General features: G+C 59.2%; 10 protein-coding genes. 5 read left to right on the forward strand and 5 right to left on the reverse strand.

What is annotated here, in order from left to right; all coding sequences use genetic code 11:
• The first annotated feature begins 27 nt into the window (after positions 1–27).
• Positions 28–1,244, forward strand: a protein-coding gene (locus FXY94_RS03725) for an IS3 family transposase (RefSeq protein WP_096883315.1) whose coding sequence is annotated in 2 segments (ribosomal slippage) — positions 28–289 and positions 289–1,244 — 1,218 coding nt in all. Because the reading frame shifts where the segments join, the coding sequence is not laid out codon by codon here.
• Here FXY94_RS03725 and FXY94_RS03730 read toward each other — a convergent pair.
• From FXY94_RS03730 to FXY94_RS03740, 3 genes are all read right to left on the reverse strand, one after another.
• Entirely contained in the window at positions 1,241–1,957 is a 717-nt protein-coding gene (locus FXY94_RS03730) for a hypothetical protein (protein WP_016663686.1), read from the reverse strand. The genes FXY94_RS03725 and FXY94_RS03730 overlap by 4 nt on opposite strands.
• 256 nt (positions 1,958–2,213) lie before the next feature.
• Positions 2,214–3,430, reverse strand: a protein-coding gene (locus tag FXY94_RS03735) for an IS3 family transposase (RefSeq protein ID WP_096883315.1) whose coding sequence is annotated in 2 segments (ribosomal slippage) — positions 2,214–3,169 and positions 3,169–3,430 — 1,218 coding nt in all. Because the reading frame shifts where the segments join, the coding sequence is not laid out codon by codon here.
• Between the two features lie 41 nt (positions 3,431–3,471).
• The gene (locus tag FXY94_RS03740; RefSeq protein WP_016663687.1) at positions 3,472–4,020 is read right to left on the reverse strand and encodes a hypothetical protein; all 549 of its coding nucleotides are present in this window, start codon (positions 4,018–4,020) and stop codon (positions 3,472–3,474) included.
• A 553-nt stretch (positions 4,021–4,573) separates the two neighbouring features.
• On the opposite strand from FXY94_RS03740, the gene FXY94_RS03745 reads away from it, so the two are divergent.
• The 3 genes from FXY94_RS03745 (at position 4,574) to FXY94_RS03755 (ending at position 6,881) form a co-directional block, all read left to right on the forward strand.
• Positions 4,574–4,858 (forward strand): GNAT family N-acetyltransferase, encoded by a 285-nt coding sequence (locus tag FXY94_RS03745; RefSeq protein ID WP_040386431.1) that lies wholly within the window; start codon positions 4,574–4,576, stop codon positions 4,856–4,858.
• 73 nt (positions 4,859–4,931) lie between these two features.
• A complete protein-coding gene (gene dnaB / locus FXY94_RS03750) occupies positions 4,932–6,287 on the forward strand; it encodes a replicative DNA helicase (protein ID WP_016663689.1) in 1,356 nt (451 codons plus the stop codon).
• Positions 6,288–6,323: 36 nt separating this feature from the next.
• Positions 6,324–6,881, forward strand: a complete 558-nt coding sequence (locus FXY94_RS03755; protein ID WP_016663690.1) for a hypothetical protein — start codon at positions 6,324–6,326, stop codon at positions 6,879–6,881.
• Between the two features lie 477 nt (positions 6,882–7,358).
• On the opposite strand, the gene FXY94_RS03760 is transcribed toward FXY94_RS03755, so the two are convergent.
• Positions 7,359–9,119, reverse strand: a complete 1,761-nt coding sequence (locus FXY94_RS03760; protein ID WP_016663691.1) for an ABC transporter ATP-binding protein — start codon at positions 9,117–9,119, stop codon at positions 7,359–7,361.
• A 644-nt stretch (positions 9,120–9,763) separates the two neighbouring features.
• On the opposite strand from FXY94_RS03760, the gene FXY94_RS03765 reads away from it, so the two are divergent.
• Entirely contained in the window at positions 9,764–10,906 is a 1,143-nt protein-coding gene (locus tag FXY94_RS03765) for a protein kinase domain-containing protein (RefSeq protein ID WP_016663692.1), read from the forward strand.
• A gap of 12 nt (positions 10,907–10,918) precedes the next feature.
• Here FXY94_RS03765 and FXY94_RS03770 read toward each other — a convergent pair whose 3' ends face one another.
• On the reverse strand, positions 10,919–11,749 hold the full coding sequence (locus tag FXY94_RS03770; RefSeq protein WP_016663693.1) for a spermidine synthase: 831 nt from the start codon (positions 11,747–11,749) through the stop codon (positions 10,919–10,921).
• Between the last annotated feature and the right edge of the window lie 3 nt (positions 11,750–11,752).

The raw sequence follows: 11,752 nt of genomic DNA on the forward strand, positions 1-11,752 counted from the left end.
GTGCGGATCTTGTGTCCGTAGGAGAGGATGTTCATTGTGAGTCAACAGCGCAAGAAGTACACGCCGGAGTATCGGCGTGAAGCCGCGAACCTGGTAATAGAGTCGCGGCGTCCGATTGCTCATGTGGCTAAGAAGATTGGTGTGTCCGCCGGGCTTTTAGGCCGGTGGGTCAAACTCGAGCGTGAGCGCCGAGGAGCATCAGATGGGATGAGCGAGGCTGATCTTCGTGCTGAGAATGCTCGTCTTCGTCGGGAGCTGGCTGAAGCCAAGATGGATAACGAGTTTTTGTCAAAAGCGACAGCCTTCTTCGCTGCGAAGCAACGCGAGCAGAAAAGTTCGAATTGATGCAGCAGGAGAAGGCGAACTACAGCATCAAGCGCATGGCACGGCTTTTAAAAGTGTCTCGGTCTGGATACTACAAATGGGCCCATACGCAGCAGAAGCGACTATCGGGCGAAGATGATCGTGCAGCATTTTACGATGATGTTGACCGCAAGATTCACCGGATTTGGAAAGACTCCGATGAGGTTTATGGTGCGCCGCGGATCACCGCAGAACTTGCCGAGCGCTACCACATTGCGCTTAACCGTAAGACTGTGGCTAAACGGATGTGCATGATGGGGATTGAGGGGATTTCACCGCGGGCCTTTGTCCCGGTGACAACGATTCAAGCTAAGCGTAAGTCCACGCTTCCTGACCTGGTCAAGCGCATGTTTGATACTGGTGAGCTCAACCGGGTGTGGATGTCAGATATTACCTACTTGCGCACCGGTGAAGGCTGGTTGTACTTGTGCGCGGTCCGCGATGGCCATTCCCGCCGGGTGCTGGGCTGGGCTATGGATAGCGTTCAAGATACTTCCCTGGTCGAGCGAGCCCTGCGGATGGCGCACACGTTGCGTGGTGACGTTCCTGATGGGCTGGTGTTTCACGCTGACCGCGGAGCTCAATTCACTAGCGAGCAGCTCTGGGAGGTTTGCCGCAGCCTGAGCATTGCTCAGTCCGTGGGGCGTACTGGTGTGTGCTTCGATAACGCGATGGCTGAGTCGTTCTGGTCGACGCTTAAAACCGAGTTCTACGACCGTAAGCGCTGGACGACCCGTGATGCTGCACGCAAGGCCGTTGCCTACTGGATTGAAGTCGTCTACAACCGTCGACGCCGACATTCCGCACTCGGTATGGTCAGCCCCGTCGACTTTGAGAACCAAATTGGTCTAATCACTAGCAGAAAAGAAATAGCTGCCTAACCACTAGGTAGCTCCACTACGTGTCCACGATTTGCGGGTAACCCCATTCGTTCGGTTCTTGGTTCGGGTGGTGCTGCTGTTTCGTTGGCTTGCCTGCTTCGTTTCGTTCTTTCGTCTTCTGGTTCGTGTGGGTGGGGTAGTGGTGTCCAGGGGTCTGTGGTGACGCCGGGTGCGGTGGTGGCGGGTGCGAAGCAGGTTGTGGGGTGGTCGGGTCGTGTGTTGAGGAGGGTTTCGACGAGAGCGTCGATGGCGAGGTTGTGCTTTGTGTGTGCTGGTGGTTGGTAGTGGCGCCGCCATGCCCCTGCACTGGCTACCACGCTCACCTCTGGTGAACCGTCACTGTTGTTCGTGATTGTGAGGCGGAGTTTTTCCTGTTCGAGCTTGGTGAGGAAGGCTTTGGCTTTGGTGCGGGCGGCTTCATCGGCTTCCTCTAACTCGAGTTCTTCGATCTTGGTGAGTTTCGCGTGCTGAGTGAGGATCCGTGGCTGTGGGGTAGGGGCGGGTTTGGTGAGGTGGCTCAGGGTGAAGTCGCCGTTTTCGAGGAGCGAGTGGAGTTTGGTGGTGGTTTGTTGGGCGTGGTCGTGTGCTTCTTTTTTGGCGGTGGTGATTTCGTGCTGGTGGAGAGTGTTGTAGGCGCGGGCAGCGTGGTTGGTGAGCAGGTCGTGGATGCGTGTGGCGTCGAGGGTGCGCAGGGTGAGGGTGAGGCTGCTCATGCCGTTGCGTAAGGTTCTCAACGTGAGGCGGCGTTTGGTGAATGCTGTCTTTTCTCGCTCCAGCGCAGTCGCAGGGTCGAGTGAGAGGAGTGCGTTTGTGGTGAAGTTTCGCCAGTGTGTTTTCCCGGCGTGTGGGGAACGCTCCAACTCTCGCGCGATTGGGTGGTCTAGTTGTTGGGCGTGGGGACTTGTGGCATCGCGCAGGCTGTTTGGGGTTACCCGCAAATCGTGGACACGTAGTGGAGCTACCTAGTGGTTAGGCAGCTATTTCTTTTCTGCTAGTGATTAGACCAATTTGGTTCTCAAAGTCGACGGGGCTGACCATACCGAGTGCGGAATGTCGGCGTCGACGGTTGTAGACGACTTCAATCCAGTAGGCAACGGCCTTGCGTGCAGCATCACGGGTCGTCCAGCGCTTACGGTCGTAGAACTCGGTTTTAAGCGTCGACCAGAACGACTCAGCCATCGCGTTATCGAAGCACACACCAGTACGCCCCACGGACTGAGCAATGCTCAGGCTGCGGCAAACCTCCCAGAGCTGCTCGCTAGTGAATTGAGCTCCGCGGTCAGCGTGAAACACCAGCCCATCAGGAACGTCACCACGCAACGTGTGCGCCATCCGCAGGGCTCGCTCGACCAGGGAAGTATCTTGAACGCTATCCATAGCCCAGCCCAGCACCCGGCGGGAATGGCCATCGCGGACCGCGCACAAGTACAACCAGCCTTCACCGGTGCGCAAGTAGGTAATATCTGACATCCACACCCGGTTGAGCTCACCAGTATCAAACATGCGCTTGACCAGGTCAGGAAGCGTGGACTTACGCTTAGCTTGAATCGTTGTCACCGGGACAAAGGCCCGCGGTGAAATCCCCTCAATCCCCATCATGCACATCCGTTTAGCCACAGTCTTACGGTTAAGCGCAATGTGGTAGCGCTCGGCAAGTTCTGCGGTGATCCGCGGCGCACCATAAACCTCATCGGAGTCTTTCCAAATCCGGTGAATCTTGCGGTCAACATCATCGTAAAATGCTGCACGATCATCTTCGCCCGATAGTCGCTTCTGCTGCGTATGGGCCCATTTGTAGTATCCAGACCGAGACACTTTTAAAAGCCGTGCCATGCGCTTGATGCTGTAGTTCGCCTTCTCCTGCTGCATCAATTCGAACTTTTCTGCTCGCGTTGCTTCGCAGCGAAGAAGGCTGTCGCTTTTGACAAAAACTCGTTATCCATCTTGGCTTCAGCCAGCTCCCGACGAAGACGAGCATTCTCAGCACGAAGATCAGCCTCGCTCATCCCATCTGATGCTCCTCGGCGCTCACGCTCGAGTTTGACCCACCGGCCTAAAAGCCCGGCGGACACACCAATCTTCTTAGCCACATGAGCAATCGGACGCCGCGACTCTATTACCAGGTTCGCGGCTTCACGCCGATACTCCGGCGTGTACTTCTTGCGCTGTTGACTCACAATGAACATCCTCTCCTACGGACACAAGATCCGCACTAATAGGGTGTCCACTAAACGAGGGTAACCTCAGGTGAGTGTTCGCTCGGCTTGGTGCTTTCAGACTTCACTGCGTTGCTTGCAGCGATCTCTTTGCCGTTGAGGTGGCCGATGCCGTCGGTCTCATCAAGCTCGCAAAGAATATGCGCTTTGACCGCTTCAGTCAGTTCCGCGATCCGCGTGAGTGACTCCAACACATCCAGACGCGTCAGCAAATCCTGCCCATCAAGAACACGCGCGGGCGTCGTCACCGGATGCGCCATCGTCTCACCGCGAGAAACCCTAGACGAAGATGTCGCAGGAGCGGTGGGGAAGGCTTCCAGCATGCCTGCAAGCGAAGCCTGCCAACCCTCAGAACGGGAAAGCAGCACATTCAGCACGTCCGTGCGGGTGGGAGCACCGGAATCAACGAGTTCGAGAGAGATGGGCAGAGCATTGGGTGAATCAGTCGTGGGGGAAACGATGCCAGTGGACCCCGCAGCGCCAACCGCAGCAGCAGTAGCGCCATCCATGCTGATCGCATCAACGGCAGTGGCAGTGTGGTCGAGTGTTGGTGCACTCATAGCTCCTGAATTCCCCCTTCCCCTTAACACTGAACTTCTTGCGACCAGAGTTCGTATTGTTCATTGATGTCTCGAGCTTAAAAGAAGGGTGAGACATTTAAACTCGCCCGCCCCGAAACGGACCCTGCTACCAGCCCAGAGAATGTGGAAAACCAGCAACCACAGAATTCCTGCATGTGGAAAACCCGAAATGCTTGTGGATAAAAACGGATTGTGGAGCACCGATCGTCACGCAAAACCCCTCCCCAAGAAACACCGCACACCAAAACCGGGGATACGAGTGTGGATAAACCTAGCCCGAAAAACAGCAGAGTGAGGTGCACCACGGTAACTGTGAGGGGGGGGGGAGGAAAGGGGGATGTACGGCGGCGATGGAGGAAGAGGCAAGGAGCGAAAAGGAGAGAGGCGCCGCGGTGAAAGCGGATGGGTCCGACGGTCGCCCAACAAGCGTCGGACCCGCATGAGCCAAGCGAGCCCTGCCCATGCCTCGAGATCTCCGGCCAAAATAGCCAAAAGCCTGTTGCGACCCGCGCGCTCCTGCGACACTTAAGGCATGGCTACCGTGACTCATTTTTCTGACCAGCAGCGCTTCATTGCCACGGAAGGTGGCGTGGAAGCGGGGTACCTCGAATACGACCGCGAGAATGATGGCGCCATTTTCGTCGCCACGCATGTCGTGACGGATCCGGAGTTTCGCGGGCGAGGCATCGCCGGCGAGGTGACCGCCGCGGCATTCGAACATGCGCGCCGTCACGGCGTGAAGGTTCGCCCCGTGTGCCCCTACGTTCAGGGCTGGCTCGAGAAGAACCCCGATGTGCAAGACCTCGTCGCCGAGTAGCACCTCGCGATAGGATTCTGGGGCATTCACGCCCCGCCTCGGGGGCAGTCACACCGAGACTTGAGGAGGTCGTATGTCGAGCGCCCTTTTGGAGCCGGGTCCCGATCAGGGAATGGACCGCCTCCCGCCGCAGGATCTAGGTGCTGAGCAGGGCGTTCTTGGCGGCATGATGCTGTCGAAGGATGCGATCGCCGACGTCGTCGAGAAGCTCCGCAGCAACGACTTTTACCGCCCCGCGCACGAACTCATTTACGAGGCGATCATCGACCTTTACGGTCGCGGGGAGCCGGCCGACTTCGTGACGGTCGCCGATGCGCTGCGTGAGAAGGGCAACCTCGAGAAAGTCGGTGGAGCCCCGTACCTCGCCGATTTGATTGATGCGGTTCCGACGGCTGCCAACGCGGGGTTCTATGCCGAGATCGTCGCGGAGCGGGCCACGCTCCGTAGGCTCGTCGAGGCTGGCACGCGCATCGTGCAGCTTGGTTTCGCCGCGGATGGCGGCGAGGTTGATGCCGCCGTCAACGAGGCGCAGGCGCAGGTGTACTCGGTAACGGACCGCACGAAGTCCGAGGACTACGTGAAGCTTTCCGAAGTGATTGAGCCGACGATGGACTTCATCGAGATGCTCCAGTCGCGCGGCGGTCAGGTCAATGGCGTGCCCACGGGTTTCGCGGAGTTCGATGAGCTCACGCAGGGCCTGCATCCCGGTCAGATGATCATCTTCGCGGGCCGCCCTGCGATGGGTAAGACCACGCTCGGCATGGACGTGCTGAGGAGCGCGGCAATCCACAACGGGATGGCGTCGGTCATTTTCTCTCTCGAGATGGACCGCCAGGAGATCATGATGCGCATCATGGCGGCCGAGGCGCAGGTGCCGATGAGCCGCCTCCGCGACGGCACGGTCGACGATCAGGACTGGGAGCGCCTCGCGCGCGCGACGACGCGCTTCATGGACGCGCCCATGTTCATCGACGATTCGGCGAACATGACACTCATGGAGATCCGCGCGAAGTGCCGCCGCCTCAAGCAAAAGGCCGATCTCAAACTCGTCGTGATCGATTATCTGCAGCTCATGAGCTCGGGTAAACGCGTAGAGTCCCGTCAGCAGGAGGTTTCCGAGTTCTCGCGTGCCCTGAAGCTTCTCGCGAAGGAGATTGAGGTGCCCGTGATCGCCATTTCGCAGCTGAACCGCGGTAATGAGCAGCGCACCGACAAGAAACCGATGATGAGCGACCTTCGCGAATCGGGCTCGATCGAGCAGGATGCCGACCTCATCGTGCTCATCCACCGCGAGGACTACTACGAGAAGGAATCGGCGCGCGCGGGCGAGGCCGATCTCATCGTTGCGAAGCACCGCAACGGCGCGACCAAGACGATTCCCGTCGCGTTCGAGGGTCACTACTCGCGCTTCAAGGACATGGCACAGTAGCCTCGAACGTACGTGAATAGAACCGGAGGAGGGGACGTGTCGCTGAGCGCCCACGAGGCGGCGGACGCTGAACATTCGATGCTCCGCCGCGCCTTGCCCGCCGATCTTGCCGGGCCGCTCGGAGAGTACGTGTCACCAATGACGCCCGTGGATGCCATCCGCAACCTCGTGTATATGAGTGCCGCGAGCGACGACGGCGAGCAGATGTGCCGCGTGGAGGCGGTTCTTGACATCGGTGGCGTATGGGTCGCTCACCGCGATCTGCCTGCCCCGCTCGCCTCGATGCCTGAGCTTGCCGCACACCTCGAACCCGCGTGGGCATTCGCGCTCGAGGCGGCTGAAAAGGAGCAGCTCGGGCCCGTGACGGGCGTCGAGTTCCACTGCGATCGCACGGGCGAGGTCGTCGCACGGATCTTTACGGATCCTGCGCAGCCGCCCGCTGATTCGGGAGCCGACTTTCATGTGTGGCATCTCGTGCCCGAACTTGATGAGCTGTGGGAACGCGTGAAGCCCGAGTCGTGGTGGGAGCGTCGCCTTGAGGACTTCCAGACCCTCTTAGGACGCGTGCGAACGCGTGGGCAGGGGGGAGTGTGAGCGCGCAGAGCAAGAGTTTCGTGCGGATCGACCCAGTCGAGCGCTCACGCACGACCGAGGTCTGGCGTGCGGGGCAAAGCCGCCCGTGTCAGGTGGCAGGCTCGCCGAAGCTGTGAGTCTCAAGGGGACGCTCGGCGAATCAGCGGCAGTCATGGTCGCGAGGCAAATCCGTTGACTAGGAGTCTGGAGGAGTGACGGGATCTTGAGCTCTCGGGCTGCGTCGATTTTCGAAAACAGCAGGCTTTCACTCGTGAGGGAACAGTCCTTCGCGAAGCGAACACGAAGCGTCCCGCCCGGACGGGTGGAACTTCTACGCTAGGGAGTTTGATCCACGTTGTAGTCGGTGGATATCAGAAGATGACTTGCTCGCTTTTACGAGTCAATGATTTCAAAATTTTGCTCCTCGTTGGGGTAGTCTCATCCCTCATTCGTTTCATGCATGTAGAAATCGATACATGGTTCGCAACGATGCGTGTCCTATTCTTCTTCACGAAAAATTTCGCGAAACCGACCTGGCGATTCCAGCAGCTCTAAGTAGGTGCCTGATTGAATCAGTTGCCCTTCTTCGATGACATAGATTTGGTCCATAGAACGTAATGTGGCTGCACGATGGGATACGACGATGGTTATACGATCTTTCTTCGTGATTCCGGATGCAAGGTCATCGAAGATTGCCCTCTCACTCTCTGCATCGATGGCGCTTGTAGGTTCATCAAGAATCCACACTGGAGCATTGCGCAAGACTATCCGCGCCAACGCAAGTCGCTGCCATTGGCCGCCAGAGAGTCCGACCCCGCCGAACTGCTCGCCCAGTTGGGAATCTAGCTTATCCGGTAGGTTCTCGACAGCTTTCCTTAGTCTGGCCGCATCGAGCGCGTCCCAAAGCTCACTGTCGCAGACATAGTCTCTTCTTGTCCCGAGAAGCAAGGACTCCCTCACTGTGAGTTCGTATCGCCCAAACTCTTGCGACAGTAATCCAAAAAGGCTGGTGCGCGAGGCGTCGTTGAAATAGTCGATCGGTTCGCCGTTAATCAGAACGTCGCCAACACTGGGATTAAAGAGACCCATGATGATACGTACCAGCGTTGTTTTGCCTGCGCCGTTCACGCCGACGATACCGATGAGTTGACCCTTCTCCGCAGACAGTGAAATGTTATCAAGTGCTTTAGTCTCGCCATGGGGATAGCTATAGGAAACGGAACGCACGTGAAGACTTTGTATATCTGGTCTAGGTGTATCGGCGTCTGACGAGGAAGCTTCCCCGGCCTCACCTTGAAACTCATTAGTAAACCGTCTATAGGCATCGACAATCGGGGTGCCTGACACAACACTGCCCAGAGTGTATGAGGCATCAGACGTAGCTGACATGCTCGAAATCAGTGCCACCACTCCGGCAGCAAGAACCCCTGCACCGAGACCACTATCAGAGGCGAGTGTGAATAAAGCAAAGATCAAGAGGCCAGTCGCAAAAAAACCACCCAGAACGATAAGGATAGTGGACTTCGACATCGCTGAGACAAAGAGCTGTGCGGCTTTGAAAGACCGCTGCTTAACGACGCGAGCTAATTTGAAGCCGGTCCCAAGTGCCGACAGCTCGAAAGCTGGCTTTTCGTAAACCAACTGATTGAGGGCGTAGCTTCCGAACTTTACTTCGTGAGAAACCAAGGGCCAGGTTCGGCCTTCGATTTTGGCGACCAGTGTAAAAGCGATGAGCGTAGGAATCGTAGCCAGCACGATGACCAACGCCGAAATGACACTGTAAGGAGCCAAGGCGAGGACCAAAAATGCCATGGTGGCGACTGCGCGGAACGAATTGATCACATAGGTTCCATGGAAGGATGCCGCCGTTGCAATGGCTTCGCTCGCGGTTCTTGCTCGGGTAGTGAGCGAGTCTCCCATGAGCTGGTCTGCCGGTACACGGGACATTGCTTTCGCGAACTCATACTCCATGCCCGCCCGGGTTTTTCGGCTCAAGATTTGACTGAGAGTCATCGCGACAGACCGAACGCTGGAGTTCAGCCCGAATACGAGCCCCGCCGCGACAATAGCTCCAGACAGTTGGGAGTGTGATTCCCTCGTAGTGGCCTCGTGTACGAGGTTTTCAACCGCGATCACCATCAGCGCAGGGCCGAGACTGTCGACGATCACGAAAATCAGATAGAACATCAGGACCGCCGGCGAGTATTTCCACAACTGATACACGGCCCAAAGCGCGGTCTTGATGGTGGAAGTCGTCATGACGTCCGCCCCTCGCTAGTTTTCCCTTCGCTCATGGCGAGATTGGAGTTGGGGCTGGAGCAGTGTGAGCTGCAGTGCGTTTGTCCGTATGCGCCTTGGTGTAGGCGAGGCGTCTTTTGGGAAAGTTGAATCGTCATTGAAATCACCTCCTCTTGGGTCATCTCGGATCATACACCGCTGTGTGACGATGGTCACGCGTGCGTGGTGCTTGGGGCACGGCAAGGCTCTAGCCCTCCTTCCAGGTGAGCCGTTGGGAGAACTTAGAGGAAGCTGACGAAAGCTGGCTAGAGTTACCTGCCTCGGGCGGCTGTGAGCCGTGAGCAAGCCAGTTGAACGCCGTGGGTCATGTGGCCCCAGCGTCGAACGCAAGCTCGAATGTTGGCCAGAACATTCCTCAGCTTCTTTGGGCTCGGGTGCCGTCTTACGTGAAGACCCTTAGGAATACTTGGTGACTGTTACGCGCTGCCATTGCTCGTTGCTTCATAGCCCGCGCGTTGAGGCCTTCATGGCCATGCCCCCGGAGGAGAATGCCTGCGAACTTAGCCTGCATATTCATATGTGCAAGGCTGGCCACAAAATGCGAATGTCAACACTGAAACGCTACAGAAGTTGAAAGATGCGTCGGCGTGTGCTGATCTAGGTCCATGAACGCCTACGGCAAGCGTTTCGTGCGGATCGACCTGGTCGAGCGCTCACGCACGGGCGAGGTCTGGCGTGCGTGGGACTGCGAACGCGAGGATCAGTGTGCGCTCAAGGTTCTCGGTGACGGGCAGTTGGTCTCGGCGAGGCGGATACTCGAAGATTCCGACGGGGCTTTCGCCCACCCGCATCTTCTTTCCCCGTATGCGATGGATGAGTCCGAGGCGCTCGTGGCAATGCCGCTCGTGTCAGGTGGCACCCTCGCCGAAGTTGTGAGCCTCAGGGGGACGCTCGGCGAATCAGCGGCACTCATGATCGCGAGGCAAATCCTCGAGGCGCTCGCAACGATGCATGAGGCGGGGTGGGTGCATCGCCGCGTGAGTGCCACGACGATCATGTGCCGGGAAGATCGCCCACCCGTATTCGCTGTGCTCGCGGGCGTGAGCGCAGCGATGCCGGAGGTCGAAGCGCCAGATTTCCCGGTCGTGGACACCGCGACCGTGGAAGCTTTCTTCGCGCCCGAGGTCGCCGCCGGTGCCGTCGCTACACCCGCGGCCGACGTCTACGCGCTTGGTGCGTCTGTGCTGTTCACGCTCGCCGGCCCCACCGCGCTAAGCGATACGACAATTCCCGAAGGTCTCTCGCCCGAATTCGCCCGGGTCCTCGCCGCAATGCTTGCGAGCGACCCCGCCGAGCGCCCGAGCGCGCGGGAGGCCCTCGCGCAGCTCCCGAGCGTGGAGCCCGGTTCCCCGGCTCTTCTTTCCGACGGTTCCCGGCTTGAAATTGTGGACCTCATGCCGGATATTCCGGAAGATTTCGATCCGTACGAGGGGGAACCGCCCTCCGTTGAGCCCGTGCCGTCGCCCGTGCCGCAGCGTCCCCCAAGCGCCGCGATTATCGAAGAAGTGGATGACGTCGAGGCGCCATTCGATCCGCCCGAACGACGGATGCCCCCCGCGGTTTCGCTCGTGCCGCCGAGCCCGGATGAGCACGATGTCGATATTCGCACCGGAAAACGCGGTCTGGGGGAGCGTGCGCGCAGCTATGACCGGATGACTCTCGTGGGGTGGGCCGCGATCATCGCGGGCATGACGATCGCGATCGGCGCGGGCGCCTTCGCATCGCTCACGCTCATTGGCTTCCTGTAAAGCGCGGCGGAGCTAACCGCCGAGGACGTCGCGCCACGGCTCCACGACGGCGGGATGGGGCCCCAACGCCCGCACGCGCGAGGCAATCTGCATAAAATCCTCGCGAGCCGTGAGGGGGCCTGCCACGAGAATCGAGTTGCCCGTCGCACGGGAGTGCGCGACGTGAGCATCAGTGAGGATCCACGGCTCGGGGTAATCCCGCTCAGCGCACGCGGCGTGAAGCTCTCGCGCCTGCGCGTCGAGGAAGCGTTGGGGCTCGTCGTCGCCGATATTGACGAGGAGCACTCCCGGATCCTCAGCTTCCGCGTCGAGCACGTCGAGCGCGGCGCCACAAAAGGTTGCCGTTGCGAGGTGAGGCGCGGTCTCCTTCCCGCTGAATACATCGAGGACGGCGGCGTGGAACCGTCGGACCTCGCCGCTGGAGGCGGAGGCGGAGCCCGCGTGCTCCTGCGAGAGTGCGCGCGCCTGTGCGAGGGCATCGCCCACGCGGTGCTCGAGGCGCGTGCCCGCTGGAAGAGGCAGGTTCTCGAGCACGAACGTGACGAGGCGGGGTTCGATGTCGACCGCGAGCTGCATGCTTCCCGGGCGCGTGGCCTGCACGTACCGCGCGAGTGTGAGCGCACCCGCGCCGAGGTGGAGAATGCTGATCGGCGCGCCCGTCTCGAATCCTTCGTCGAGAACGTTCGCGATGCGCCTCAAGTACTCGTAGCGGATCTCTCGCGGATCGGCGGGATTGACGTGAGACTGCTCGTGCCCGCCGATCGTGAGGATCGTGCCGCCCCAGTCGAGGTCGTCGACCAGGGCGGCATCGAGGTCGCTCACCTCGAGGTGGATGTGCGGCATGAG

This window comes from Dermabacter jinjuensis (assembly GCF_902381725.1).
Lineage (GTDB): Bacteria > Actinomycetota > Actinomycetes > Actinomycetales > Dermabacteraceae > Dermabacter > Dermabacter hominis.